The 25,147-nt window shown below is 67.2% G+C and carries 25 protein-coding genes; 16 read left to right on the top strand and 9 right to left on the bottom strand.

Annotated elements, in window-relative coordinates; genetic code table 11:
* Positions 1-33: 33 nt before the first annotated feature.
* A complete protein-coding gene (locus tag YM304_RS12305) occupies positions 34-1,089 on the bottom strand; it encodes a P1 family peptidase (RefSeq protein ID WP_015442018.1) in 1,056 nt (351 codons plus the stop codon).
* 42 nt (positions 1,090-1,131) lie between these two features.
* Here YM304_RS12305 and YM304_RS22555 point away from each other — a divergent pair, with 42 nt between their 5' ends.
* Positions 1,132-2,223 (top strand): LLM class flavin-dependent oxidoreductase, encoded by a 1,092-nt coding sequence (locus YM304_RS22555; RefSeq protein WP_015442019.1) that lies wholly within the window; start codon positions 1,132-1,134, stop codon positions 2,221-2,223.
* A gap of 63 nt (positions 2,224-2,286) precedes the next feature.
* Here YM304_RS22555 and YM304_RS12315 read toward each other — a convergent pair whose 3' ends face one another.
* On the bottom strand, positions 2,287-3,747 hold the full coding sequence (locus YM304_RS12315; RefSeq protein WP_015442020.1) for a carboxylesterase/lipase family protein: 1,461 nt from the start codon (positions 3,745-3,747) through the stop codon (positions 2,287-2,289).
* Between the two features lie 45 nt (positions 3,748-3,792).
* Here YM304_RS12315 and YM304_RS12320 point away from each other — a divergent pair, with 45 nt between their 5' ends.
* On the top strand, positions 3,793-4,434 hold the full coding sequence (locus YM304_RS12320; protein WP_154723436.1) for an acyltransferase: 642 nt from the start codon (positions 3,793-3,795) through the stop codon (positions 4,432-4,434).
* Between the two features lie 159 nt (positions 4,435-4,593).
* Here the strand turns inward: YM304_RS12320 and YM304_RS12325 are convergent, their stop codons facing one another.
* Complete coding sequence (locus YM304_RS12325; RefSeq protein WP_154723437.1) at positions 4,594-5,154, bottom strand: hypothetical protein; 561 nt, start codon at positions 5,152-5,154, stop codon at positions 4,594-4,596.
* Here YM304_RS12325 and YM304_RS12330 point away from each other — a divergent pair.
* The 4 genes from YM304_RS12330 to YM304_RS12345 all read left to right on the top strand — a co-directional run bounded on the left by YM304_RS12330 (position 5,148) and on the right by YM304_RS12345 (position 10,237).
* Entirely contained in the window at positions 5,148-6,959 is a 1,812-nt protein-coding gene (locus YM304_RS12330) for an ABC transporter ATP-binding protein (protein ID WP_162142067.1), read from the top strand. The two genes, YM304_RS12325 and YM304_RS12330, sit on opposite strands and share 7 nt — an antisense overlap.
* Positions 6,956-8,767, top strand: a complete 1,812-nt coding sequence (locus YM304_RS12335) for an ABC transporter ATP-binding protein (RefSeq protein ID WP_015442024.1) — start codon at positions 6,956-6,958, stop codon at positions 8,765-8,767. Before YM304_RS12330 ends, YM304_RS12335 begins: the two co-directional genes overlap by 4 nt.
* Before the next feature lie 79 nt (positions 8,768-8,846).
* On the top strand, positions 8,847-9,647 hold the full coding sequence (locus tag YM304_RS12340; protein ID WP_015442025.1) for an SDR family NAD(P)-dependent oxidoreductase: 801 nt from the start codon (positions 8,847-8,849) through the stop codon (positions 9,645-9,647).
* 53 nt (positions 9,648-9,700) lie between these two features.
* Positions 9,701-10,237 (top strand): pyridoxamine 5'-phosphate oxidase family protein, encoded by a 537-nt coding sequence (locus tag YM304_RS12345; protein WP_015442026.1) that lies wholly within the window; start codon positions 9,701-9,703, stop codon positions 10,235-10,237.
* A 7-nt stretch (positions 10,238-10,244) separates the two neighbouring features.
* On the opposite strand, the gene YM304_RS22560 is transcribed toward YM304_RS12345, so the two are convergent.
* Positions 10,245-10,979 carry a DUF2510 domain-containing protein gene (locus tag YM304_RS22560; RefSeq protein WP_015442027.1) on the bottom strand — a complete coding sequence of 245 codons (735 nt, stop codon included), beginning with the start codon at positions 10,977-10,979 and terminating at the stop codon, positions 10,245-10,247.
* 24 nt (positions 10,980-11,003) lie between these two features.
* Here YM304_RS22560 and YM304_RS22565 point away from each other — a divergent pair, with 24 nt between their 5' ends.
* On the top strand, positions 11,004-11,681 hold the full coding sequence (locus tag YM304_RS22565; RefSeq protein ID WP_015442028.1) for a histidine phosphatase family protein: 678 nt from the start codon (positions 11,004-11,006) through the stop codon (positions 11,679-11,681).
* Positions 11,682-11,698: 17 nt separating this feature from the next.
* Positions 11,699-12,796, top strand: a complete 1,098-nt coding sequence (locus YM304_RS12360; RefSeq protein ID WP_015442029.1) for a class I SAM-dependent methyltransferase — start codon at positions 11,699-11,701, stop codon at positions 12,794-12,796.
* A 46-nt stretch (positions 12,797-12,842) separates the two neighbouring features.
* Here the strand turns inward: YM304_RS12360 and YM304_RS12365 are convergent, their stop codons facing one another.
* Positions 12,843-13,244: a nuclear transport factor 2 family protein gene (locus YM304_RS12365; protein WP_015442030.1), complete on the bottom strand. Its 402-nt coding sequence runs from the start codon at positions 13,242-13,244 to the stop codon at positions 12,843-12,845.
* 25 nt (positions 13,245-13,269) lie between these two features.
* Between YM304_RS12365 and YM304_RS12370 the strand changes: the two genes are divergently transcribed.
* Both YM304_RS12370 and YM304_RS12375 read left to right on the top strand, forming a co-directional pair.
* Positions 13,270-13,716 carry a pyridoxamine 5'-phosphate oxidase family protein gene (locus YM304_RS12370; RefSeq protein ID WP_041298264.1) on the top strand — a complete coding sequence of 149 codons (447 nt, stop codon included), beginning with the start codon at positions 13,270-13,272 and terminating at the stop codon, positions 13,714-13,716.
* Positions 13,713-14,504 (top strand): SDR family NAD(P)-dependent oxidoreductase, encoded by a 792-nt coding sequence (locus YM304_RS12375; protein ID WP_015442032.1) that lies wholly within the window; start codon positions 13,713-13,715, stop codon positions 14,502-14,504. The genes YM304_RS12370 and YM304_RS12375 overlap by 4 nt, the downstream gene beginning before the upstream one ends.
* Before the next feature lie 2 nt (positions 14,505-14,506).
* On the opposite strand, the gene YM304_RS12380 is transcribed toward YM304_RS12375, so the two are convergent.
* Positions 14,507-15,646, bottom strand: coding sequence for a hypothetical protein (locus YM304_RS12380; RefSeq protein WP_015442033.1), 1,140 nt, complete (start codon positions 15,644-15,646; stop codon positions 14,507-14,509).
* 32 nt (positions 15,647-15,678) lie between these two features.
* On the opposite strand from YM304_RS12380, the gene YM304_RS12385 reads away from it, so the two are divergent.
* From YM304_RS12385 to YM304_RS12410, 6 genes are all read left to right on the top strand, one after another.
* A complete protein-coding gene (locus YM304_RS12385) occupies positions 15,679-16,632 on the top strand; it encodes a COX15/CtaA family protein (protein WP_015442034.1) in 954 nt (317 codons plus the stop codon).
* A 137-nt stretch (positions 16,633-16,769) separates the two neighbouring features.
* Positions 16,770-18,113, top strand: coding sequence for a branched-chain amino acid ABC transporter permease (locus YM304_RS12390; protein WP_162142068.1), 1,344 nt, complete (start codon positions 16,770-16,772; stop codon positions 18,111-18,113).
* A gap of 11 nt (positions 18,114-18,124) precedes the next feature.
* On the top strand, positions 18,125-19,168 hold the full coding sequence (locus YM304_RS12395; protein WP_015442036.1) for a branched-chain amino acid ABC transporter permease: 1,044 nt from the start codon (positions 18,125-18,127) through the stop codon (positions 19,166-19,168).
* Positions 19,158-20,108, top strand: a complete 951-nt coding sequence (locus YM304_RS12400; protein ID WP_041298267.1) for an ABC transporter ATP-binding protein — start codon at positions 19,158-19,160, stop codon at positions 20,106-20,108. The genes YM304_RS12395 and YM304_RS12400 overlap by 11 nt, the downstream gene beginning before the upstream one ends.
* Entirely contained in the window at positions 20,108-20,857 is a 750-nt protein-coding gene (locus tag YM304_RS12405) for an ABC transporter ATP-binding protein (RefSeq protein ID WP_015442038.1), read from the top strand. The genes YM304_RS12400 and YM304_RS12405 overlap by 1 nt, the downstream gene beginning before the upstream one ends.
* 68 nt (positions 20,858-20,925) lie before the next feature.
* Complete coding sequence (locus tag YM304_RS12410) at positions 20,926-21,843, top strand: hypothetical protein (RefSeq protein ID WP_051071585.1); 918 nt, start codon at positions 20,926-20,928, stop codon at positions 21,841-21,843.
* A gap of 4 nt (positions 21,844-21,847) precedes the next feature.
* On the opposite strand, the gene YM304_RS12415 is transcribed toward YM304_RS12410, so the two are convergent.
* The 3 genes from YM304_RS12415 to YM304_RS12425 are packed head-to-tail and all read right to left on the bottom strand — an operon-like array spanning position 21,848 to position 25,112.
* Positions 21,848-22,837, bottom strand: coding sequence for a Gfo/Idh/MocA family protein (locus YM304_RS12415; protein ID WP_015442040.1), 990 nt, complete (start codon positions 22,835-22,837; stop codon positions 21,848-21,850).
* Between the two features lie 9 nt (positions 22,838-22,846).
* Positions 22,847-23,644: a Cof-type HAD-IIB family hydrolase gene (locus tag YM304_RS12420; protein WP_162142069.1), complete on the bottom strand. Its 798-nt coding sequence runs from the start codon at positions 23,642-23,644 to the stop codon at positions 22,847-22,849.
* A gap of 49 nt (positions 23,645-23,693) precedes the next feature.
* Positions 23,694-25,112, bottom strand: a complete 1,419-nt coding sequence (locus tag YM304_RS12425; RefSeq protein ID WP_015442042.1) for a dihydrolipoyl dehydrogenase family protein — start codon at positions 25,110-25,112, stop codon at positions 23,694-23,696.
* Positions 25,113-25,147: the final 35 nt, after the last annotated feature.

The raw sequence follows: 25,147 nt of genomic DNA on the forward strand, positions 1-25,147 counted from the left end.
GCGTACGGGACTCGGCCGCGTGGGCAGCATCGGTCACGAGACGAGATCGGACCAGGCCGGAACGTCGCCGATCGTGTGCGCCGCGACGACGGCGTGCGTGCACGCGGATGCGAAGGCGTCGGCTGCGGCCTCGAAGATCGCGTTGAGTGCGGCGATGCGCATCGGGTGATCGCCGAGGTCGGTCGCTCCGGTCGCGAGGGCGAAGATCGTGTCGCCGTCGGTCATCGAATGCGCGGGTCGGATGGCTCGGGCGAGACCGTCGTGGGCGACCGTCGCCATCTTCGACGCCTCGGCCTTGGTGAGTTCGGCCGACACCGCCACGACGCCGATGGTGGTGTTGAGACTGGCCGCCGGTGGAGCGTTCATCGCGGCGACGACCGCCGCCCGCTGCGCAGCCGACGGGCGGGGGAGCCGGTGTCCGCCAGCCTCCCAGGGTCGCCCCGTGGCCGGGTCGATGGTGCGTCCGTTGGAGTTGACGACGGCGAGGGCCCCGACGGTGACCTCCACCTCGGGTTCGGCCTCGGTCGACGCTCCCGGGACGATCGAGCTGACGGCGGGCCGGCCGGCGATCGTGACGCGTCGACTGGCTGTGCCGACGCCACCCTGCAGGCCGCCCGACCGAGCACCCGTGCCGGCTCCGACGGCGCCCCACGCGGGAGCAGCGTTGCGACGCAGCGAGGCCCGTGCGGCTCGGCTGCCGAACGACGCGTCGGGTCGATTGCCGAACACACCGGATCTGCCGAGATCGAAGATGACCGCTCCTGGCACCACGGGGACGACGCCGTCGCCGATGGGGAACCCCAGCCCGGCTGCTTCCATCTCGGCCATCACGCCGTCGGCTGCCGCCAGTCCGTACGCGCTCCCGCCGGTCAGGCAGATCGCGTGGACGTGCTGGACGAGGTTCTCGGGTCGGAGTGCGTCGGTTTCGCGCGTGCCGGGCCCGCCGCCGCGCACGTCGACACCAGGCGTCGCGCCCGACCGGCAGCTGACGACGGTCGTGCCCGTCTGCCAGCCCTTGCCGGTGCGCTGATGATGGCCGACACCGATGCCGTCGACGTCGAGGATCGAACCGATGGGGAGCGTGCTCACGACTCGATCATGCCTGATCGGCGTCAACTACGTTGCCTTCGCATGCGAGTAGGTATCACCGTTCCAGGCCAACACCCGATCGACGGCACCGAGCTGATGCTCCAGGTCGCCGATGGCATGGGTGCCGAGTCGGTGTGGATGCCCGACCACATCCTCGGCGTGTTCCACCCGGACCTCTGGCCCGACATGGCGTACTCGAAGATGGCCGCGGACCCCGACGCCTTCTACGACCCGTTCGTCGTGGCCGGGGTGCTCGGCCGGATGACCGACAAGGCGGTCGGCATCTCGGTCACCGACTCGACGCGTCGCAAGGCGGCCGACCTGGCTCGCACCGCGCTCACGCTGCAGCATCTGGTGCCCGGCGGCTTCATTCTCGGCATCGGTTCGGGTGAGGCCGAGAGCCTCACGCCGTTCGGGTACCCGTTCGAGAAGCCGGTCGCCGCCCTCGAAGAAGTCCTCCACGAGTTGCGTTCGCTGATCGACACCGGGCTGATGCCGCCCGAGTCGGGATTGAGCGGACGCATGGGCGTGCCGCTCGAGTCCGACAAGGGCAAGCCCGAGATCTGGGTCGCCGGTCACGGCCCGCGCATGTTGCGACTGACCGGCCAGTACGGCGACGGATGGATCCCGGCGTGGCCCATGACGCCCGAGATCTACGGCGAACGCCGCCAGACGATCTTCGATGCCGCTGCCGCCGCGGGCCGTCCGAATCCGACGTGTTCGTTGCTGCCGTTCATGATGCTCGGCGAGAGCAAGGAGTACATCGCCGACCTGATGGAGCAGGACCCGCTCGGCAAACTGTTCGCCCTGTTCTGCCCCGGCTACATCTGGAAGGAGCGCGGATTCACGCATCCGTTCGGCGACGATTCGAAGGGCTTCGTCGACATCATCGTCCACGACCTCGACGCCGAGGAGTTGCGCTCGCTCGCTCCCGAGATGCCGTTCGAGTTGGTCGAGGAAGTGATCTTCATGGGGTCGGCAGCCGACATCGCCGGCCGGCTCCAGGGCTACGCCGATCACGGCCTCGAACACGTGGTGCTCGCCAACATGACCGGCGTGGTCGGCGGCATGGAGGAGATCGAGAAGAACGGCGCCGGCATGTTCGAACTCAACGCCCTCCTCACCGCCATGTGACGACTCGTTTTGCCCCTGCAATCCGTCACGGATGACGGATTCCAGGGGCAAAACAGGGGTGGGTCAGCGAGTGGCCCAGAGGTGACGGAGGTCGGGCTCGGGGTCGTCGACGGTGCGTGGGTCGGCGTCGATGATTCGAGTGGTTCTCGTCGACGTGTCGTAGGCATCCCAGCCGGGCGCGCCGGTGCGGGCGAATGAGATGATCGCTCCCGAGAAGTCGTCGGCGATCGCTTCGAGCGTGTCGCCACCACCGGTGAACATCTCGGCACCCTGCCGCGTGAGGTTGTGGAACGCGAAGGGAAGGTCGAGGCCGTGGCAACTGCCCAGCACACCGTCGAAGGCCGTCGACGACTGGTGGAACTCGTACGTCCATGTCGGCCGTCCGTCGTCGGCGCGAGCGGTGGCGAGTCGTTGCGCCGGCCAGCGGAACACCTCGTCGGTCTGCATCGCCGACACCAACTGGCTCGCGTTCGCATCCGGACGGTGGCGGCGGTACGCATCGATCGCCGCCTCGGGGTCGGCGAACCGTCGTTCGAACTGGGTGCGCACGTCGTCGTCGCCCCACTCGGAACGTGACGGGTCGAACGCCGTGAACAGCAGCATCTCGTCGCGAGTGGTGCCGATGACGAGCGGGCGCGGATCGTGCGCGGCGACGCGAAGGATCGGTTCGGGGAACACATTGGTGCCGTGGGTGGGTGTGAAGTCCTGCATCCCACCGGTGTCGGCCGGGAACCTCGCCTGTGCGTCGAGCAGACGATCGAGCGATGCTGCGGTGAGCTCGTCGACGGTGTCGGCACCGACCAGATCGAGGTAGATCTGCTCCATCTCGTCGGCGGTCGACGTCGACCGGAACTGCAACAGCGACGGACTGAGCGCCCATGCCTTGTGGAACAGTCCGTCGGCAGCCGGCGCGGCGAGCAGCGACACCACGGCAGCGCCACCGGCCGATTCGCCGAACGCTGTGACGTCGCCGGGGTCACCACCGAAGTCGGCGATGTTGCGTTGCACCCAGCGCAGGGCCGAGATCATGTCGAGCGTGCCGAGGTTGCGCGTGCCGAGGAAGCCGAGCGCGCCCAGGCGGTAGTTGATCGACACCACGACGACGTCGCCGCGTTCGGCGAGGGCGTTGCCGTCGTACCAGGGCATCGCCCCAGTGCCCGTGAGGAAGGCACCGCCGTGGATCCAGAACAGCACCGGACGTCGCCGGTCGTCGCACCCGGGCGTCCAGACGTTGAGGAACAGACAGTCGTCGTCGCTCGGGAGTTCGTCGCCGCCGAGCATCTGCTCGAGCGCACCGCCGACCTGTGGGGCCTGGGCCCCGAAGCCGAGGCCGTCGTGCATGCCGTCCCATGATTCGATGTCGACGGGTGCGGCGAACCGGTCGGCGCGAGCGAATCGGATACCTCTGAACTCCTGCGTCGCGTCGTGGTCGAGCCCGCGCAGCGCTCCCGAGCGACACGTGGTCTCGACGATTCGTTCGTCGATCAATTCGTCGATGCTGTCGTCGGCCTGCCCGCTGGTCATCCGGCAACCCTATGCCGAGGCGTGTGCGGGCCTAGGGTGTCGACCGTGTTGGAGCGAGACGCGGTGCCGGACACGCTGATCCGGCGAGGGCTCACGGGTCTCAAACGTGCAGCGGGGGAGGGCGTGCATCGAGCGTGGGACCTCGCCGTCGAGTTGGGTGCGATCGGCCCCGACACGAGGCGCGGCAAGCGGTTCGGGCGTTTCGGCCGCAACAGCGTCATCTGCTTTCCGCCCAACACGCTGTTCAACGAGCAGTACATCCACATCGGCGAGGGCACGCTGTTCGGTCCGCAGATCACGCTGTCGGCCGGGATGATCCCCGGCCAGCGCATGGTCACCGACCCGGTCATCTCGGTGGGCGATCGGTGCCTGCTCGGCAAGGGCAGCGGCATCGTCGGTCACCTCGAGATCCGCATCGGCGACGACGTGTGGACCGGTCACCACGTGTACATCACCGATCAGAACCACGGGTACGACGATCTGGATCTGCCGATCTCGATGCAGGTGATGCCCGAACGTCCGGTGTCGATCGGTGACGGTTCGTGGCTGGGTCACGGCACCGTGGTGCTCCCGGGAGCCCGGATCGGTCGTCACGTCGTGATCGGCGCCAACAGCGTCGTCACCGGCGAGATCCCCGACAACTCGGTCGCCGCCGGCGTCCCCGCCCGAGTGATCAGACAACTCTGAACGGGGCGAAGATCTCCATTCGGGACGGAGATGGCCAGGTCGAACCCAGCACTGACGAGAGCGGGTGCCGGCGCCGCGAGCGCCAGCGAGCAAGCCTGGCGTCGGCGGCGATGAGACATGACCGGCGCCGACATGGCAGTGAGCCGCCGATGACGAGAACTAGTTGAGAACGCCCTTGCGGGGTGGGGAGCAACTCGGCATGTCGTTGTCGCCGGCGAAGGTCTCGATGCGCTCGGTGATCGGGATGTTGTTGACGGCGGTCTCGGTGAACGGGCCGTCGTCGCCCGCGCGGAGTTGTTCGGCGTAGGCGTACCGGTCGGCGATGAGGGTGCGGTAGTCGGCTTCCCAGTCGGGCACGATCGACTGGCCCTTCTCGTCGCTCGGCATGACGGCGGTGACCTCGTCGATCATCTGCTCGAGGAGCCCGGTCGACTCCATGACGAGGTCGGCGCGGACGTCGAGGTCGGATGACGCTTGCAGTTCGAGTTCGCGGAGCTGCTGCTTGACCGGTGCGCAGATCGCCTCGGCACGCGGCCCCCAGGTCTCGTCGTCGACCTTGTTGACGGCGGTCTTGGAGGCGAAGAAGAGCGCCCACGTCCAGAAGCTGATGAAGAGGATCGCCCCGATGGGGAAGAGCACGCGGAACGGCGTGATGCCTTTCACCCGCGGTTCGAGTCCGTAGCGATCGGATGCTGTCTCGAGCTGCTCGTCAGGTGTCACCACAACCTCCGACGATATGGCCAACCGACGCTGCTAGAAACGCAGGCGTGCTGAGCCGTGACGAGAACGACACCGTCAAATTCGCACGCCTGAGGAAGAACTGGTTGCTCATCCGGTCGATGCTGGCGTTGCATCCGCGGGAGTTCTCACTGGCGTTCCTGGGCGCCGCGGTGTTCGCGCTCGGCACGGTGGCGTCGAGCTTCGCCATCCGCTGGGTGATCGACAACGTGATCCTCGAGCGGTTCGAGTCGGGTGACGTGAGCGGTGCGACGGTGGCGACCGGTCTCGGCCTGGTGATCGGTATCGGTCTCGTGCGCGCGGTCGGCGTGGTGTTCCGTCGAGCCGCGGCCTCGGCCGGCATGTGGCGGGTCGCCGAGACGTACACGAACCAGGTGTTGGGCCGGCTGGTGGAGCAGCCGGTCGGCTGGCACCGGCGGCACGCCGACGGCGATCTCGTCGCTCGCGGCGGTGTCGACACCGAGACGACGGTGAGCGTCATCGCACCGATTCCGTTCGCCACGAGCACGGTCCTGATGATCTTCATCTCGACCATCTGGCTGTTCGTGATCGACATTCCGCTGGGCGTCGTCGCGCTCGTCGTGTTCCCGCTGGTCGTGATGACCAACGTGGTCTACGAGCGGTCGGTGTCGGTGCACTACACGACCGCCCAGGGGCAGCTCGGTGAGTTCTCGGCGGCGGTCCACGAGAGTTTCGAAGGCGTGCAGCTCGTCAAGTCGTACGGCGCCGAGGCCCGCGAGACGGAGCGTCTCGCCGAACTGGCCGACCGGGTGCGGGCGTCGCGCGTCAAGGCGATCCGGTTGCGTACCTGGTTCGAGGCATTGCAGGACGTGATCCCGGCGGTGACCAACATCGGGCTGGTGCTCCTGGGTGCGGTGCGAGTGCGCTCGGGCGACGTGACGGTCGGTGAGTTCACGAGCGTGATCTTCCTGTTCACGCTGCTCGTCCTGCCGTTGCGACTGATCGGCTACGCCCTGTCGGAACTCCCGCGTTCGATGGCGGCCTGGCTGCGCATCCAGGAGGTGACGACCGAACCGATCGAGCCCGACCCGTCGCTCGACCTGGGCATCGCCCCGGAGGGCGTCGGCGTGCGCTTCGACCACGTCACGTTCGCTCATCGCAACGACCTCGCACCGGCGCTGGTCGACGTCGACCTCGACATCCCCGCCGGCACGATCGCCGCCATCGTCGGCCCGACCGGGGCCGGCAAATCGACCATGGCCGATCTCGCGCTCGGCATCGTCGCGCCGCAGCAGGGACAGGTGTCGCTCGCGCCGGGGAGTCGTTCGATCGTCTTCCAGGAGGCGTTCCTGCTCGCGGGCACCGTGCGCGACAACATCGTGCTCGGTCACGACTTCACCGACGACGAGATCTGGGCGGCACTCGAGATCGCCGCGGCCGCGGAGTTCGTGGCGGCGTTGCCGCAGCGCCTCGAGACGGTGGTCGGCGAACGAGGCGTGAGCCTGAGCGGCGGTCAGCGGCAACGCGTGGCGCTCGCGCGAGCGCTGATTCGGCGCCCCTCACTGCTGATCCTCGACGACACGACCTCGGCGCTCGACCCGGCCACCGAGGCGACCGTGCTCGAACGGTTGCGCTCCAGCCTGTCGGAGGCCACCGTGCTGCTCGTCGCATCTCGACCGTCGACGATCGCACTCGCCGACGAGGTGGTGTTCGTCGAGGCCGGACGGGTGAGCGCGCACGGCGTCCACGCCGATCTGATGGCCTCGTCGCCGAGCTACCGCCGACTCGTCGAGGCGTTCGAGTCCGACCGAGCGGGGGCGGCATGACCTTCGCGACCAACGACACCTACACGGCGACGGCGACGATTCGGCGAGGGCTGCGCGAAGCCGCCGTGCTGCGCCACGGACTGTGGCTCACCGTGGTGTTCGCGGCGATCGGCGCGCTCGGGCGCGTCGTGGTGCCGATCCTGATCCAGCAGGCGATCGACAACGGCATCGTCGACCAGCCGGAGGTGCGCATCGACTTCGTGGCGAAGCTGTCGGCCATCGGTGTCGTGGCGGTGCTGATCTCGGGGATCGCGTTCCGTCAGGCGTCGATTCGGCTGGGGGAGCGCAGCGAGCGCGCCCTGTTCGACTTTCGCGAGCGCCTCATCGGCCACATCCACCAGTTGAGCCTCGCCGACCACGGCGAGGAGCGCCGCGGTGGACTCGTCGCTCGGGTCACCAGCGACATCGAGACCCTGGCGCAGTTCTTCCAGTGGGGAGGCATGGCCTGGTTGCGCAGCACGACCTTGATGGTCATCGTCGCCGTCGTGATGCTGGTGTACGACTGGCAGTTGGCCATGGTCGCCTTCGCCATCGCGCTGCCGTTGGCGCTCGTGTTGCGCGCCGTGCAGAAGCGCCTGATCGAAGCGCACGGAGCGGCCCGCGAACGCAACGGCGAGATGCTCGGCGCACTCGCCGAGGTCGTGTCGGGCGCTGCGACCATCCGGGCGTACGGCGCCGGCGAGCACGTCGCCGAGACGGTGTCGGACGCGACCCGCGAGAAGGCTCGCGCTCAGGTTCGTGCTGCATTGATCGGCGCGTTCCTGTTCCCGTCGGGCGAGGTGTTCTCGGTGTTCACCGTGTCGGCCGTGGTGGGGGTCGGCGTGTGGCGCGGACCAGGCGACGGGCTCACCGCCGGCGCGCTGATCGGCTTCGTCTTCCTCACGTACCGGTTCCTCGAACCGATCGCCGAGTTCACCGAGATCATCGACCAGACCCAGACCGCAGTGGCCGGTCTGCGCCGCATCCTGACCGTGCTCGACATGCCCGTCGGCCCACCGGAGGCGTCGTCGACCACGCCGCTCCCGAGCGGTCCGATGGAGATCGAGATCGACGACGTCACCTTCGCCTACGCGGCGCGAGATGCCGACGGTCGCGTCGACGGCGAAGCTGCGCCCGACGTGCCGGTGCTGCGCAACGTGACGCTCACGATCCCGGCCGGTCAGCAAGTGGCGATGGTCGGCGAGACCGGCTCGGGCAAGTCGACGCTCGGCAAGCTCATCGCACGGTTCGCCGACCCGGGTTCGGGCGCCATCCGTGTGGGCGGCGTCGACCTCACCGACACGAGTCGGGCCGAACTGCGCTCACGACTCATCGTCGTGTCGCAGGAACCGTTCCTGTTCGACGACACCATTGCCGCCAACGTGGCGTTCGCCCGCGCCGACGCCACGCGTGATCACGTCGAGCAGATCGTGGCCGACCTCGACGTGGGGGAGTGGGTCGCCGCACTCGACGGCGGCCTCGACACCCGCGTCGGTGAACGCGGTGAACAGCTGTCGGCCGGCGAACGCCAACTCGTCGCACTCCTCCGAGCCGGACTCGCCGACCCCGACGTGCTGATCCTCGACGAGGCGACGTCGAGCGTCGACGCACTCACCGAGGTGACGATCGCGAGAGCGCTCGAACGGCTGGCCTCGACGCGCACGACGATCGCGATCGCACACCGTCTGTCGACGGCGGCGCGCGCCGACCGGGTGCTGGTGCTCGCCGATGGCGTGCTCGTCGAAGACGGCGTGCACGCCGATCTCGTCGCCGCGGGCGGAACCTATTCCGACCTCTACGACGCCTGGGTGTCGGCGACGTCGGTCTAGGCACGTCGTCGCAGGTCGCAGACGCGAATTCCGACGCTCCGAGCCGATCCGCGAGGCATCGGTTTCCTACGCTCGCCTCATGAGCGAGCACCAGCCAGTCGCCGTCGTCACCGGCGCAGCATCCGGCATCGGCCGAGCAACAGCGGAGCTGTTCGCCGAGCGTGGACACCGTGTGATCGCCGTCGATCTGGTCGAGCCCGAGTGGTGCGACGGTGACGCCACGATCGCCATGCAGGGCGACATGTCGTCGGAGGCCGACAACGCCGCCATGGTCGAAGCGGCGATCGACCGATTCGGACGCCTCGATGCCGCGATCCTCAACGCCGGCGTCGCCGGGAGCCTCGCCTTCGAGGCCGACGGGGCGATGGAACGCTTCGATGCCGTGTCGGCGATCAACCTGCGCGGCGTCGCCCTCGGCATCCGCCACGCGGCCCCGGCGATCCGCACCACGGCAGGCGGCGGGGCGGTCGTCGCCACCGCATCCACGTCCGGTCTCGGCGGCGACCCCGGCAACTGGGCCTACAACGCCACCAAGGCCGGCGTCATCAACATGGTCCGTTCGGCGGCGATCGACTACGGCACGCAGAACATCCGCGTCAACGCGGTGGCCCCCGGTCCGGTCGAGACCGGCATGACCACCCGCCTGCTCGAGATGCCCGAACTGCACGACGCCATGCGTCGTCGCATCGTGTTGCAGCGCTGGGGGAAGCCGCGTGAACTCGCCGAAGCCTTCTGGTTCCTGGCCTCGCCAGCGGCCTCGTTCATCACCGGCGTGACCCTCCCCGTCGACGGTGGCCTGTCGTCGAACGCCGGCCATTTCGACCTTCCCGACCTGCCCGACATCCCCGACCTGCCAGGCACATCCGCCGACCCGTCCTGATCGTCACGACACCGTCGCAGCGATCGCCCAAACCAACAGAAAAGAGACCCCTCATGACCGAGAAGAACATCAAAGACTACGAAGACGTCACCGTCTACGGCCTCGACCCCGAGATGGAGCAGCAGCTCATCGCCGAGCAGAAGGAATGCAGCTTCTGCTGGGTCACCAAGGACGGCTCGCCGATGGGCGTCATCATGAGCTACCTGCAAGACGACGAGGGCAACTTCTGGATGACCGCGTCCGGACAGCGCAAGCGCATCCCGGCCATTCGCCGCGACGGCCGCGTCGCCATCCTCATCACCTCGCCGGGCACGTCGCTCGGACCGGGCAAGACCGTCACCTACAAGGGGCAGGCGACCGTCCTCGACGACGACGAGACGAAGAAGTGGTTCTACCCCGCACTCGCCGAGCGCCTCTACGGAGATCGTGGCGACCAGTCGCGCGTCGACGAATTCGCCAACATGCTCAACTCCCCGCGGCGCGTCATCATCAAGATCGAGCCGGGCCTGCGCGTCGGCTACGACGGAGCGAAGATGGCTGCCGCCACCGCCAAGGCCCGTGCCGCCGGCGACCTGACCTGGGACGACTGACGCCGCGTCAGTCGAAGTCGATGCCGAACGGCATCGGCCCGTGCACGTCGGCGACCGAACAGGAGATGTCGTCGATCGCGGTCGAGCGCTGGACCTCGAACGTCGTCGACGTTCCTGGCTCCAGCGACTCGACCTCGACGCGAGCGGTGCGCTGCGCGTTGTCGGTGCCGCTGCGAGCGAACCTCACGTCGATCACGTAGTCGTGGGGTTCGTCGTCGAGATTCGTGATCGTGCCCTCGGCGCTCCAGATCGATGACCCGGTCTCGACGCAGTTCGTGATGGCCACCTCGTGAGGACCCGGATTCTCGTACGCGTCGATGGCGTTCGACAGGGCGACCGTGAAGAAGAACCCGCCGATGGCTGCAACGCAGCCGATGCCCCCGGTGACCAGGCCGGCGACGGCAGGTCCGCGCCCCGAGCCTGCTGCGTCCATCCGGCGCAGCGCAACCGTGGCGAACACCACGGCGAGCACCGAGGCGACGGCGCCGACGACGAAGAAGAACGGCATCCACGCCGTGAGCAGCCCGACGATGCCGAGCACGAGCGCCGCGATCGCCCGTCCGTTGCGGCCCGTCGGGCCGCCATCGCCACCGGGAGCCCCGATCACCGGGTCGACGTAGCGCTGCCCCGACGTCGACACGTCGGCGGTCCACGACGTGCCGTTGAAGTACCGCAGGTCGTAACGCCCACCCGGATCGGGATACCAGTCGGCAGGGTGAGTATCCGCGCGGGGTTCCGACATGGACGCCAAGTATGGTCCCGCACCATGGAGATCGTGCTGATTCGACATGGACAACCCGAGTGGGTCAGAGACGACTTGAACGTCGAGAATCCGCCGTTGACCGACCTCGGCCACGTGCAGGCCGAACGCATGGCCGCGACCCTGCAGCACGAGACCTTCGACGAGGTCTACGCCTCGCCGCTGCTTCGGGCCAGGCAGACCGCAGCGCCCCTGTTCGACGCGCTGGGCCGCACCGAGCAGATCGCTCCCTGGTTGGAGGAGATCGGGGATCCGGCCTGGCACGGAACACCCGCCGAGAAGGCGCAGCACGCCTACGACGAGCTTCGCAGCCGCGCGGCCGAAGACCGATGGGAAGGGCTGCAGGAAGCCGAAACCGTCCGTGACTTCACCGCTCGGATTCATCGGGGCGCCACCGAGTTCTTCGCCGATCGCGGCGTCGTGCGTTCGCAGGTCGAGCTGCCCGTCTGGCAGATCGCCGAACCGGGCAAGCGCATCGCGCTCGTCGCTCACGCCGGGACGAACTCGACCACCATCGCGCACATGCTCGGCATGGCGCCGACGCCGTGGGAGTGGGATCGTTTCGTGCTCGGCCACACCTCGATCACCCGACTCGAGGCCCTCGCGCTCGGCGACGGCTTCACGTTCAGCCTCACCAAGCTGAGCGACGTCGAACACCTCGAACCAGAACAGCGAACCCGCTGAGGTCTACCGTCGGGGGTATGAGCGACGCCACCGACCGCGAGATCGACCCCGACAAGTTGAAGATGTACTCCTTCGGGCTGTTCACACAGCTCAGTGGAGCCGTCACCGCCGGCATGCTCCACCTCGGAGATCGCCTCGGTCTGTTCACGGCGCTCGCGTCGTTCGACCGGCCGGCGACCACGCAGCAACTCGCCGACGCTGCCGGCCTCGACGAGCGGTGGGTGCGGGAGTGGGCGTACAACCAGGCCGCCGCCAAGCTGATCGACGTCGACACGAGCGTGCAGCCCGAACGGTTCTCACTCAGCCCCGAAGCGGTGGCGGTGCTCGCCTCGCCGGAGCATCCGGCGTACGGGATGGGCATGTTCCACCGGTTCCCGCAGACGATGAGCGCGCTCGACCACATGCCCGAGAGCTTCACGACCGGCATCGGCCACGACTACGACAGCCACGGGTGCGAAGGAGCGGTCGGCATCGAGCGCAGCTTCGAACCCTGGAACAAGGCGCATCTGCTCCCCACCGTCCTGCCGGCGCTCGACGGTGTGGTCGAACGCCTCGAGGTCGGGGCCAAGGTCATCGACATCGGCTGCGGCGCCGGGGGAGCGGTCTTGATGATGGCCGAGGCCTTCCCCAACAGCACGTTCGTCGGGTACGACATCTCCGCGCACGCGCTCGATCGAGCCAACGAGCGGCTCGCCGCCTCCAGCGTGACCAATGCCCGATTCCGCGATCCGCGTGTCGAGCCGATGCCGGCCGATCACTCGTGCGACTTCGTCACCACCTTCGACTGCATCCACGACATGACCCATCCGCAGGAGATGATGAACAGCATCCGCGAGGCGATCGCCGACGACGGCACGTGGCTGCTGGTCGACATCAAGGGTCGTGACACGTTCGCCGAGAACGTCGAGAAGAACCCGGTGGCCGCGCTGATGTACGGCATCAGCGTGCTCTCGTGCATGAGTTCTGCGCTCTCGGAAGAGGGCGGCGCCGGGCTCGGCACGCTCGGCCTCCCGGCGAGCAAGGCCGAATCGATGTCGAACGCCGCAGGGTTCAGTCGCTTCGAGAAACTCCCGATCGACCACAGCGTCAACGCCTTCTACGAGATCAGGGTCTGACGCCGGCGCGGCGCGCACACGGTGACGACACCGTGTGCGCGCCCGCTCAGCCGAAGTGCTTGATGTCGAGGCGGCGGACGGCGAACTTCCAGCCGTCGGCGGTGCGGACGTACTCGTCTTCGTACACGGCGACCAGGTTGCCGAGCACGCCGTCGGCTCGCTTGAACGTCTCCTGAGCGATGACCCGACCGGTGCCGGTGTCGGCGCCCTCGGCGACGTGGAACACCGAATGCGGTGCGGTCTGCACGACCCACTCGAAGCGGTCCATGGCCTCGAGCCAGTACGCGACGATCGCTTCCTTGCCGACGATGGGGTCGCCGCGCATCTGCCATTCCGACTCGTCGGCCCACGTGGGGGCCCAGATGTCGACATCGCACTGGATGACGCCATCGCAGTACTGCTCGACGAGCCGGGAGAGTTCAAAGTGGTCCTGCTGCGAAACGCTCATCTCTGCATTGTTACGGTCGTGACCCATGGGATCAGAGTTGGACTGCACATTGGACGAGGTCAAAGCCTTCGCAACAGGGTTGAGCCCGTGGGCGCATCTCGCGACCGTCGGTGCCGACGGCGAACCCGACGTCGTGCCCGTACACCCGTGCTGGGAAGGCGACACGCTGTGGACGATGGTCGGCACCACGTCGGTCAAGGCGCGCAACACCGCCGACAACCCGAAGGTCGCGTTCCACTGGCAGGTGACCGAGAACGGCGACGGCGTCGAAGTGTGGGGCACCTCCGAACTCTTCACCGATGTCGAGACCAAGAAGCGGCTGTGGGACGGCGTGTTCGACTACGACCTGAACGCGTTCGCTCCGGGCGGGCCGGAGAACTCGCCCGACACCGCCTTCCTCGCGGTCACTCCCACCCGTGCGCTCATCTTGAAGCAGTACGGCATGGGTGGCGTGCAGCGTTGGACCGCATGACGCGCCTCAGCGAACTCTCGCGGTCGATCGACGGCAAGGTCGCGATCGTCACGGGCGCCGCCAGCGGCATGGGACGCGCCACCGCTCACCTCTTCGCCGACGAGGGCGCTCGCGTGGTCGTCGCCGATCTCGGTGGCGAACGAGTGCAGGCGGTCGTCGACGAGATCGTCGCCGTGCACGGCGCCGATGCCGCCCTCGGCGTGGTGACCGACGTGTCGAGCCACGACCAGCTCGAACGACTCGTCGACGCGACGGTCGAGTGGGCGGGCGCCCTCGACATCATCGTCAACAACGCCGGCGTGTCGCTGATCAACTCGGCGTTCCAACCTCACGACGAGTTCGAGGAGAACTGGGCGCGCACGCTCGACATCAACCTCACCGCACACGCTCGCCTGATCCGACTCGCTCTGCCGCACCTGTCGGCGAGCGGAGCGGGGCGCATCGTCAACATCGCCTCCACCGAAGCGATCGTCACCACCGCTAGGCTCGCCGCCTACGCCGCCACGAAGGCGGGCGTGGTCGGCCTCACCAAGTCGTTCGCGGTCGAACTCGGTCGCCACGGCGTGACGGTCAACTGCGTGTGCCCCGGGCCGATCAACACCGGCATGACCGAGCAGATCGACGCCGAGGCGAAGGCCACGTACGCCCGTCGACGGGTGCCGCTCCGTCGCTACGGTGCACCCGAGGAGGTCGCTCAGATGACGCTCAACCTGTGTCTCCCGGCGAGCAGCTTCGTCAACGGTGCGATCATCCCCGTCGACGGCGGGATGTCGATCCGCCACACCTAGCGTCAGCCCGGCACGTACCCGTCGAAGATGCCCTGCAACCCGGTCGGCTTGTGCCGCCCGATCGCGAGTTGCTCGAGGATGCCGAGGCCTTCGTGGTTGCCGAGCCCGCCCGACGTGGTGGCCTTGACGATCGTCTGGATGTGGACGTGGTGCGGTGCCGTCATCGACTCGACGGGAAGATCCCAGCGGTCGCCGCCGACTTCGAGTTCGCCCTTCCACACACCGTGGCTCCATTCGGGATGGGTGTAGCCGATGCCGAGCATGTGAAAGTCGAAGAGCGGCTCGAGGGTGATGGTCGACGGCTCACCGACCCACGGCACGAGATCGATCTCGAACGACGCTGCGGCGCGCGTTCCACGACGCCACTCGACCCGGTAGTCGACATCGCGCATCGCCTCCGCCGGTTCGACGCCGTTCGCTCCGGGGACGAGTGCGACGACACCCGTCTCGTGCCACCGTTTGCCGTCGGACAGTTCGTTGACGTCGAAGTGGGTCGAGAACCCTTCGAAGTTGATCGGCGCCCACAGCCAGTAGTACTGCGGGTCGGCCACCGGCGCGCCCACCGGTGCTCGTTCGCCGACGGGCCGCACTCCCCACGACCGGTCGCGGGAGCCGAGCGTTTCGCCCGGTTCGAGATCGGTCAGTTCGCCGTCGACCTCGATCCATCCTTCCCACCCGCCGAACTGCGTCATGCGCGTGGAGTCCATGATCGTGCGACTCCCGACCTGATGGAAGAAGTGCGGTTCCTGGATCGGGGCCGAACGCCGCACGAAGGTCAGGTCGGCGCGAATGCCGTGTTCGGGAGCCTCGACCGTGACCCGCAGCGCGTTGAGCGGCTCGATCACCTCGACCTCGATCGGCCCGACCTGGTTGGCCTCCGACCGGTCGGCAGGAGCCCGGCGCGATGCGTGCACGTTGATCTGTCGGGCGTCGGCGGTGCCGCCGTCGACCACGACGCTGAACGCCGCGTCGGCGATGTGGCGATTGGGGTACAGGCCCATCGCCGCGGCGAAGTACAGCCGGGTGTCACGGGTGTAGCCGTTGAAGAAGTAGCGGTCGTAGTGGTTCAGATCGCTGGATCCGGTCTGCGCCACCGGCTGTGACGTCTGGTGGATCGGAAAGTCGTCGAACGAGGTCAGCACCTGCTCGAAGGTAGTCGTATCGTTCAGCACGTATGGCACGCCAGATGTCCGTTCGCCAATATCGTCGTCTCGCGCTCGTCACGACGGTCGGCATCTGTGTGCTGGTGGTGGCCGGCGGCGTCGTTCGACTCACCGGGAGCGGTCTGGGTTGCGACGACTGGCCGAACTGCAACGACACGAGGTTCATCGACGTCTCGTCCGGACACACGGCCGTCGAGCAGATCAACCGACTGCTCAGCGGACTGATCGGTGTGCCGACCCTGTTGCTCGCCGTCGGTTCGTTCTTCGTTCGTGGTCGCCGCGGCCTGCGGTGGCCGGCGATCGGTGTGCTGGTCACCGTCCTGGCCAACGGTGTCGTCGGCGGCATCGCGGTGCGCGGCGACCTGCATCCAGCGTTGGTCCAGTCGCACTTCCTGCTGGCCATGCTGTCGATCGCGTTCGGCATCGTCGCCTTCCGCCGGGCCGGTGATCGCCCCACGTCGTTCGCTCGGACGCACCCGCCGTCGCTCCTCGTCGGCGCGCTGACCCTCGCCGCGCTGGTCACCGGCACGGTCGTCACCGGCACCGGGCCGCATGCGGGTGAGGAAGACGTCCGCCGTTTCGGCTTCGACATCTCGAACGTGGCGCGCATCCACAGCGTCACCGTGCTGCTGGCGATCGCCGCCGCGCTGTGGCTGGCCTGGGACCTGCGCCGCCGTGCCACGAGCCACACTCCCCGCCACGGGCAGCGCAGCGACGACAGCATGCAACTGCTGTCGGCATGGATCTTCGTCGCGCTGCTCCAGGGCGGCGTGGGCTACACCCAGTACTTCAACGGTGTCCCCGAATTGCTCGTCGGCGCGCACATCGCGTTGGCCACCGGACTCTGGGTGCTCACGTGTCTGCTCGTCATCGACGCCGCGTCCGACACCGTTGACCAGGCCGACCTCGACGATTCACACGCCCGTGATGAGACATGTGTCGCTTCACCCGCCGTCGAGGTCTAGAGTTGCGCCCCGTGTCACCAACGAAGATGAGATCTGCTGCACCGCAGCAGGCGGCGGACGTACGGGCGACCTCGAGATCCACACAGTGGCTCCGGGTTCTGTTCGCGATGTTCACCGTCGTGCTGACCGTGCTGTCCATGGGAAATCCTGCCGCGGCGCAGGAGGGTGATTCACCCGTCAGCGACGAAGAGGTCGAGGAGACCACCATCGGCGGCACGCTCAAGACGCGTGACGCCGAGGGCGAAGACGTGTTCGTCGAAGGCGTGACGATGATCGTTCGCCTGAGCGTCGCGTCCGATTCGCCCAACGCCGGCACCGAGGTCGGCCAGGCCGTCACCGACGCCGAAGGCGTGTGGCGTGTCGCACTGCCGACCGACGAGTTCGTCATCACCGGCAACAGCAACACGCCGACCGCCGCATTCGACGTCGAACTCGTCGAGGCGACGCTTCCCGAGGAAGTGCCGCTGCGCAACGAGGGACGCAACGTCCTCGAAGGCATCGAAGTCGACATCAACGAGACGAAGAACACGCTGTTCCCGCTCGGCGAGGCAGTCGAGAACACCGACAACACCATCGAGGCCGTTCAGCTCTTCGTCGACGGCATCAAGCTCGGCCTCATCATCGCGATGTGCTCGATCGGTCTGTCGCTCATCTTCGGCACGACCGGCCTCACCAACTTCGCTCACGGCGAGTCGGTCACCTTCGGCGCCATGATCGCCTTCATCGTCCACATGGTCTACCCGGGACGGATCTTCGGCATCCCGGGCACCAGTTCGCTGATCTTCGCAGCGCTCGTCGCCGTGGTCATTTCCGGTCTGTCGGGCTGGGCGTTCAACGAGTTCGTGTGGAAGCGACTGCGCAACAAGGGCGCCAGCCTCATCTCGGCGCTGGTGGTGTCGATCGGTCTGTCGATCTTCATCCGCTACATCTTCCTGTACCAGTACGGCGGTCGTGCCCGCTTCTACCGTGACTACCAGATCCAGGAGAAGATCGACTTCGGCGTGTTCTCGCTGGCGCCGAAAGACATCTTCATCATCGTCTTCTCGATCTTCGTGCTCGTCTGCGTCGGATTGGCACTCCAGAAGACTCGTGCCGGCAAGGCGATGCGAGCGGTGGCCGACAACCGTGACCTCGCCGAATCATCGGGTATCGACGTCGAATCGGTCATCAAGTGGGTGTGGATCACCGGGTCGGGCCTCGCCGGTCTCGGCGGTGTGCTGTTCGGCATGACCGAGAGCATCAACTGGGAGATGGGCTTCCGCCTCCTCCTGCTCATGTTCGCCGGCGTCACGCTCGGCGGCCTCGGCACGGCCTACGGCGCCCTGTTCGGCAGCCTCCTGGTCGGCATCTTCATCCAGATGATCACGCTGCCCGACTGGTTCCCGAACGACATGAAGAACGTCGGCGCACTGCTGGCACTCGTATTGATCTTGCTCGTGCGGCCCCAGGGCTTGCTCGGCCGTAGTGAACGCATCGGATAGGGGAGAGCATCATGGATTGGGGAGCAATCATCGAGACCACGTTTCGTGGTCTGATCGGTGAACAGTTCATCTACTTCGGGTTGGCCGCGATCGGCCTCAACCTGCACTTCGGCTACACCGGACTGCTCAACTTCGGTCAGGCGGCGTACATGGCTGCCGGTGCCTACGGTCTGGCGATCATCGTCACGACCCTGTCGCCTCGCATCAACGACGACGAGGGGATGTTCCAGTTCAACATCTCCGACGGGTGGATGTTCATCATCGGCATGTTCTTCGGCGTGGTCATCGTGCCGTTGTTCCTGTCGTTCCTGATGGGTATTCCGACGCTGCGATTGCGCGCCGACTATCTCGCGATCGTCACGATCGCCGTGGCCGAGATCATCCGTATCGCGATGCGCTCGCCTCGTTGGGACTGGTTCACCGGCGCCTCCGACGGCCTGAGTGGATTCTCCGGCACGTTCTACGACCTGAGTCCGTTCGAACCGCAGGGGCGCTACTTCTTCAACCTCTTCATCGGCAACCAGATGTTCCTGGTCATCGTCGGCTGGATCGTGCTCGCGATCTCGGCGGTGCTGTGCTGGTTGATCATCCGCAGCCCGTGGGGACGTGTGCTCAAGGCCATTCGTGAAGACGAAGACGCCGTGCGCAGCCTCGGCAAGAACGCCTACTCGTACAAGATGCAGGCGCTGATGCTCGGCGGCATGTTCGGCGCGATGGGCGGCATGCTGCGCTCGATCGGCTTCTCGCTGGCGCAGCCCGACAACTTCATCACCGACGTGACGTTCTTCGTCTGGGTCGCGCTGATCCTCGGCGGTGCCGGCAAGGTGTTCGCCCCGCTCGTCGGCGCAGCCCTGCTGTACGCCATCCTCGGTTTCACCGACGTGTTCCTCCGCGAGGCCGTCGAGAACGACAAGATCCCCGACTCGATCATGACGGGTACTCAGGTCGGCCAGGTCCGCTTCATGCTGATCGGTCTCGGCCTCGCACTGCTCGCCGCATTCAGACCGCAAGGCATCTTCGGCAACAAGGAAGAGATGGCGCTCGATGACCGCTGAGTTCACAGAAGGCGACGAGTTGATCCCCGAGGCGGGTCCGAAGTCGAGCCCTCCCGAAACGCCCGAACGCCTCGTACCGCTCGATGTCGACGTCAGCGCTGCCCGAGCGGCGCTCGCCGACGTGCCATGGGAGCCCGGTGCTCCCAAGCCCGATCCGATCCTCATCGCCGATCACGTCGTGCGTCGCTTCGGTGGTCTCACCGCGGTCGACGTCGATCACGTCGAGGTGCAGCGTGGTGTCATCACCGCGCTGATCGGCCCGAACGGTGCGGGCAAGACCACGCTGTTCAACCTGCTCACCAACTTCGACACTCCCGACGAAGGTCGCCGAACCTTCAACGGTGAGGTCATCGACAAGGTCCCCGCGCACCGCATCGCCAACCACGGCATGGTTCGCACGTTCCAGTTGACCAAGGCGTTGTCGAAGATGACGGTCATCGAGAACATGAAGCTCGGTGCCACCGGTCAGAAGGGCGAGAAGCTCTGGCGTTCGCTGTTGCCGTTCACGTGGTCGGCGCAGGAGAAGGAGATCGAGCAGCGCGCCGACGCCCTGCTGGTCCACTTCAAGATGGACCACATGCGTGACGAGTTCGCCGGCACGCTGTCAGGCGGCCAGCGCAAGCTCCTCGAGATGGCTCGCGCCCTCATGGTCGAGCCCGAGATGGTGATGCTCGACGAGCCGATGGCCGGCGTCAACCCGGCGCTCACGCAGTCGCTGCTCGGCCATGTGACCGGCCTGCGCGACCAGGGCATGACCGTGCTCTTCGTCGAGCACGACATGGACATGGTGCAGGAGATCAGCGACTGGGTCATCGTCATGGCCGAGGGCAAGATCATCGCCGAAGGCCCGCCGGCCTCGATCGGCCAGAACCAGGCCGTGGTCGACGCCTACCTCGGCTCGTCGCACGACTCGGCCCTCGACCTCGACCAGGAACTGTGATGAGCAACGACACGACACCCGAACCGCTGTTGATCGCCGACCGGCTCACCGCGGGCTACATCCCCGGCGTCAACATCTTGAACGACTGCTCGCTCACCCTCGCCGAAGGCGAACTGGTCGGCATCATCGGCCCGAACGGCGCCGGCAAGTCGACGCTGGTCAAGTCGATGTTCGGCCTGGTCAACATCCGCGACGGCCAGGTGCGTCTCCGCGGTGAAGACATCACGAACATGAAGGCGCACTCGCTCGTCGATCGCGGCGTCGGTTACGTGCCGCAGACCAACAACGTCTTCCCGGCGCTCACGATCCTCGAGAACCTCGAGATGGGCTGCTTCCTGAAGCCGAAGATGTTCAAGGACCGCTACGAGGTCGTCGGCGACATGTTCCCGCGTCTCGTCGAGCGTGCCGACCAGCGGGCCGGCGCCCTGTCGGGCGGCGAACGCCAGATGCTCGCCATGGGGCGTGCCCTCATGATGGATCCGTCGGTGCTGTTGCTCGACGAACCGTCGGCCGGCCTCTCACCGGCGCTGCAGGACGAGGTGTTCATCCGCTGTCACCGCATCAACAAGGCGGGCGTGTCGATCGTGATGGTCGAGCAGAACGCCAGCCGCTGCCTGCAGATCTGCGACCGCGGGTACGTGCTCGACCAGGGCGCCAACGCCTACACCGGAACCGGCCGCGAGCTGCTCACCGACCCCAAGGTCATCGAGCTCTATCTCGGCACCCTCGTCAAAGACCACCAAGACTGATCGACCTGGTTATTTCCATCCCGGATGGAAATATCCAGGTGGCCGTGCGGCGTGGCACGATGGCCGCGATGAGTTTCGACACCGAGATCACGACCGGCGACGACGGCTCGCTGACCGGCCCGTTCCGGGCACCGGCACAGATGCTGGCCGACCAGGAGTACGGCGGCCACGCGAGCGTTCACGACGATGCCGAGGCGGCCAAGCTGGGGCTCGCCGGCGCACCGATCGAAGGACCGACCCACTTCAGCCAGTTCGACGCCCTCGCGGTGGAGCAGTGGGGCCAGTCGTGGTTCGAGCAGGGGTGCATCAGCTCGCACTTTTTCAACATGGTCGTCGACGGCGAGGAAGTGCAGGCGACGCTCACTCCGACGGGGGAGCGCACCGCCACGATCGGCGCAGTCAAGCGCGATGGCACGCCCGTCTTGGCCGGTACCGCCACGCTCGGCGACGCACCGACCGAACTCGACGAGCGGCGCCAGCGAGGACTGCAGGACCCTGGTGAGCTGTTCATCGTCGACCAACTCGAGATCGGGATGACGTCGGATCCGGTCACGGTGACGATGGGCTTCGACAGCCACAACGGCAAGCTCTATCCGTTCACGCTGCGCCAGAAACTCGACAAGATCACCGAGTCGTCGAGTTGGTACGAAGCGGCGGCGTCGGGTGGCGACTCGCCGTGGGGATCGCCGATCGTGCCGACCGAGATGCTGAGCGTGCTCGCCCATCAAGCGGGAGCGCACTTCCCGGTTCGGGGTCCCGCGGTCGGGTTGTTCATCGACCTCGAGGTCCGCTTCGTCGACGGGCCCGTGTTCGTCGATCAGCCCTACGAGGTGGTGCACACGCTCGTCGGCATCGGCCAGAGCCGGGCGGTCGAGTCGTACTGGACCGAGTCGACCGTGACGCACGCCGACTCGGGCGTCCACGCCGCCACCGTGTTGCTCCACCAGGGCGTGTTCAAGGCGAGCTACGCCGACTATCCCGCCTGACCGGTCACTCTCCGGGATAGACGACGCCGACCTGTCGTCGGATCTCGTCCATGAGCGCCATGTTCGCTCGGGTGGCGCTCCACGTCTGGATGTCACTCTGACGATGCCCGCCGCGAATTCGCTCCATGACGTGTTCGGCTTCGTGGGCGAGGCCACGGTTAGGGACGTCGACCACCTCGGTGTCGCCGTCGGCGCTTCGGGTGATCGTGAACCGGGTCGGGAACCAGAACGGAGCGTCGACCGTGATCGTGCCGGTGGTGCCGACGATGCGGGCGGCGAGATCGGAGAGGCCGTCGAGCGAGGTGCGAAACGTGGTGAGCGCACCTGAGTCGTGGCGCATCACACCGGCGAGCGTCCCGTCGACGCCCTCGTCGGTGAGGGTGGCGAGGGCGCGCACGTCGCGCTGCACGTCGGCGGGCTCGCCGAGGAGGAACCGACCGATCGAGAGCGGGTAGATGCCGAGGTCGAGCAGTGCGCCGCCGGCGAGGTCGGCACGCCGATGGCGTCCGTTCGGGTCGGCGATGGCGAGACAGAAGCTGGCATCGACCGTGACGACGTCACCGATCGCTCCGCCGTGGATGCGCCGCTTGAGTTCGTGCCAACTCGGCATGAACCAACTCCACATCGCCTCCATGAGGAAGCGGTCGTTGCGTTCGGCGGCAGCGATCATCTCGTCGGCTTCCGCCGCGTTGCGGGCGAACGCCTTCTCGCAGAGCACGTGGCGGCCGGCCTCCAGCGCGGCAACGGTCATCGAGCGGTGCTCGCTGTGCGGTGAGCCGATGTAGACGACATCGACGTCGTCGTCGGCCCACAGGGCGTCGTACGATCCGTGTGCGTGCGGAATGTCGAATCGTGCGGCGAACTCGTCGGCCTGGGCCTGAGAGCGTGAACCGACGGCCACGATCTCGGCGTCGTCGATCGTGCCGAGCGCGGTGGCCATCGACGACGAGATCTTGCCGGTGGACGCGATACCCCAGCGAATCGGTGCGGTCATGTGCCGAAACTAGCCAAGGACGGTGGCGGCGAGGTGCTCGGCGACCGAGTGGTCGGCATGGTGGCCGATCGAGAGATCGGCGGCGTCGTGCGCATCGTCGACCGCGTTGGCGACCGCGACGCCCGTGCCCGCCCAACGGAGCATGGCGATGTCGTTGTGGTTGTCGCCGAAGGCCATGACCTCGGCGGCGTCGTGGCCCCACGCCGTGAGGACGTGACGCAGCGCGTGTGACTTGTCGACCCCGGCGCCGGTGACCTCGGCGAACTCCACACCCGAGCAACCGATCGAGAGCGGGTCGCTGAGATGCGGTGCGATGAGGTCGGCGAGGTCTTGTCGGTGGACGGTCGGGTGGCGCACCATGACCTTGGTGGCGGTGACGCCGGGCTCCGGTCTCGGACCCGATGCGTACATGTGGAGGTCGGCGTGCTGCTGGGCGATGTCGTCGAACTCGGCATCCCAACCGCAGTGGTCGTCGAGTTCCCAACAGTACGACAAGCCCGGAACCGCTCGGTCGAGATCGCTGAACAGCCGCTGGAGTTGGGCAGCGTCGATCGGGAAGCGGTGCGCGACCGTCTCGGTGGCGATGTCGAACACGATCGAACCGTTGGAGCAGACGAGCGCATCGATCACGTCGTGCGACCGCAGGAGCTTCCACGCGGAGGTGGGCGCACGCCCGGTGGCCGCGACGACCTTCACCCCGGCGCGACGGACCGCCCGCAACACGTCGATCGTGCGCTCGGCGAGTCGGTGGTCGGCCCCGAGCAGGGTTCCGTCGAGATCGCTGGCAACGACGCGCACTGTGGTCACCGCACCATCCTGGCGTGTGCGTGGGGCGACTGCGACCACCGACTCGTGGTCACCGACGAGCGAGGCGGTTCTTGACGCGGCCGCGCATCATGCCCCACCACTCCTTGGGGAGGGCGGGGTACGTGTCGCGAGCGAAGTCGTCGGCGAGTTGCCCCACCACCTGCGAGTACGACGGATACGGATGGACCATGGCGAACATCTTGCGAAGCCCGATCCCCTGGTCGATGGCGAGGGTGAACATCCCGATGATCTCCGCCGCACTGGGGCCGACGATGGCCGCACGCAGGATCTTTCCGCTGAATCGCTCGACGTCGACCATGGCCACGCCGTGTTCGAGATCGTCGGTGTACCCGCGGTCGATGCCCGGCATCTGGATCTCGTAGCGACGCCGCCCGGCTGGGCTCATCGCCTCGACCTCGCTCGGCGACAGACCGACCGACGCGATCTCGGGACGCGAGTAGACGGCGTTGGCCATGGCCCGAGGGTCGCCGGTCTTGGGGAGGTAGGGGAGCGCGATGGCGCGAACCGCCCGACGCCCGATCGCGTTCGCCCCGTGCGTGGTGAGCGTGTTGCCGGTGATGTCGCCGACCGCGAAGATCCCATCGACGTTGGTTCGCCCCCACCCGTCGGCGACGACTCCCTGGTCGCTCGTCTCGACTCCGGCCTCCTTCAGCCCCAACCCGTCGAGACGTGGCCGCCGTCCGACCGCCAAGAGCACGGTGTCGACACCAGGGATCGTGTCGCCGTTCGCGAGGTGTGCGGTGCGCGTCGGTTCGTCGAACCGTTCGATCGAGGTGCCGATGTGCATCACCACGCCCCGTCGCTCGAGCGCCGCCCGGATCGTCGACGACACCAACGGGTCGTCGTTGCCGATCAGCCGATCGGCCAACTCCACGATGTGGACCGCGGAGCCGAGGTCGCGGAACGCCGTGGCCATCTCCAACGAGATCGCCCCACCACCGACCAGCACGATGGTGCCGGGGACGTCGTGCAGTTCGAACAGCGTCTCGTTGGTGACGAGCGTGTCGTCGGACATCCCCTCGATGGCGAACTCGACCGGCTGCGACCCGGCGCAGATCACCACGTTGTCGGCGAGCACACGGTGCACGGTGCCGTCGGGAGCATCGACCTCGACGACGTGCGGATCACGCTCGGACGTGAGTCGGGCTCGCCCTCGCACCAGGTGGATCTGTTCGTGCTCCTCCATCTCGTGGTCTTCGCGGGTGGCGAGATCGTCGCGCTTGCGGCGCACGTACCCGAACGGGTCGCGCTCACCCGACACGGCGGCGTGGAGCAGTGCCTTCGACGGGATGCAGCCGACGTTCGTGCAGTCGCCGCCCACCCGACCGGCTTCGACGAGCACCGTGTCGTGCCCGAATCCTGCGAGGCCGATGGCGAGCGTGAGACCGCCCGAGCCGGCGCCGATGACGACGGCCTTGTAGGTGCGAGTTGGGTCGTGTCCGATCATGTGATCTCCGTGAGTCGAGGACGAGGGGGAAGAGA

The organism is Ilumatobacter coccineus YM16-304 (genome assembly GCF_000348785.1).
In the GTDB taxonomy this organism is placed as follows: domain Bacteria; phylum Actinomycetota; class Acidimicrobiia; order Acidimicrobiales; family Ilumatobacteraceae; genus Ilumatobacter_A; species Ilumatobacter_A coccineus.

Bases quoted from the DNA above. Each gene is read 5' to 3' on its own strand.
- YM304_RS12390 (WP_162142068.1), top strand. From the start codon at position 16,770: ATGGGAAATCCTGCCGCGGCGCAGGAGGGTGATTCACCCGTCAGCGAC.
- YM304_RS12365 (WP_015442030.1), bottom strand. From the start codon at position 13,244: ATGAGCGTTTCGCAGCAGGACCACTTTGAACTCTCCCGGCTCGTCGAG.
- YM304_RS12370 (WP_041298264.1), top strand. From the start codon at position 13,270: ATGGGATCAGAGTTGGACTGCACATTGGACGAGGTCAAAGCCTTCGCA.
- YM304_RS12425 (WP_015442042.1), bottom strand. From the start codon at position 25,112: ATGATCGGACACGACCCAACTCGCACCTACAAGGCCGTCGTCATCGGC.
- YM304_RS22560 (WP_015442027.1), bottom strand. From the start codon at position 10,979: ATGTCGGAACCCCGCGCGGATACTCACCCTGCCGACTGGTATCCCGAT.
- YM304_RS12400 (WP_041298267.1), top strand. From the start codon at position 19,158: ATGACCGCTGAGTTCACAGAAGGCGACGAGTTGATCCCCGAGGCGGGT.
- YM304_RS12315 (WP_015442020.1), bottom strand. From the start codon at position 3,747: ATGACCAGCGGGCAGGCCGACGACAGCATCGACGAATTGATCGACGAA.
- YM304_RS12395 (WP_015442036.1), top strand. From the start codon at position 18,125: ATGGATTGGGGAGCAATCATCGAGACCACGTTTCGTGGTCTGATCGGT.
- YM304_RS12410 (WP_051071585.1), top strand. From the start codon at position 20,926: ATGAGTTTCGACACCGAGATCACGACCGGCGACGACGGCTCGCTGACC.
- YM304_RS12345 (WP_015442026.1), top strand. From the start codon at position 9,701: ATGACCGAGAAGAACATCAAAGACTACGAAGACGTCACCGTCTACGGC.
- YM304_RS12375 (WP_015442032.1), top strand. From the start codon at position 13,713: ATGACGCGCCTCAGCGAACTCTCGCGGTCGATCGACGGCAAGGTCGCG.
- YM304_RS12360 (WP_015442029.1), top strand. From the start codon at position 11,699: ATGAGCGACGCCACCGACCGCGAGATCGACCCCGACAAGTTGAAGATG.
- YM304_RS12385 (WP_015442034.1), top strand. From the start codon at position 15,679: ATGGCACGCCAGATGTCCGTTCGCCAATATCGTCGTCTCGCGCTCGTC.
- YM304_RS12405 (WP_015442038.1), top strand. From the start codon at position 20,108: ATGAGCAACGACACGACACCCGAACCGCTGTTGATCGCCGACCGGCTC.
- YM304_RS12340 (WP_015442025.1), top strand. From the start codon at position 8,847: ATGAGCGAGCACCAGCCAGTCGCCGTCGTCACCGGCGCAGCATCCGGC.
- YM304_RS22565 (WP_015442028.1), top strand. From the start codon at position 11,004: ATGGAGATCGTGCTGATTCGACATGGACAACCCGAGTGGGTCAGAGAC.
- YM304_RS22555 (WP_015442019.1), top strand. From the start codon at position 1,132: ATGCGAGTAGGTATCACCGTTCCAGGCCAACACCCGATCGACGGCACC.
- YM304_RS12415 (WP_015442040.1), bottom strand. From the start codon at position 22,837: ATGACCGCACCGATTCGCTGGGGTATCGCGTCCACCGGCAAGATCTCG.
- YM304_RS12335 (WP_015442024.1), top strand. From the start codon at position 6,956: ATGACCTTCGCGACCAACGACACCTACACGGCGACGGCGACGATTCGG.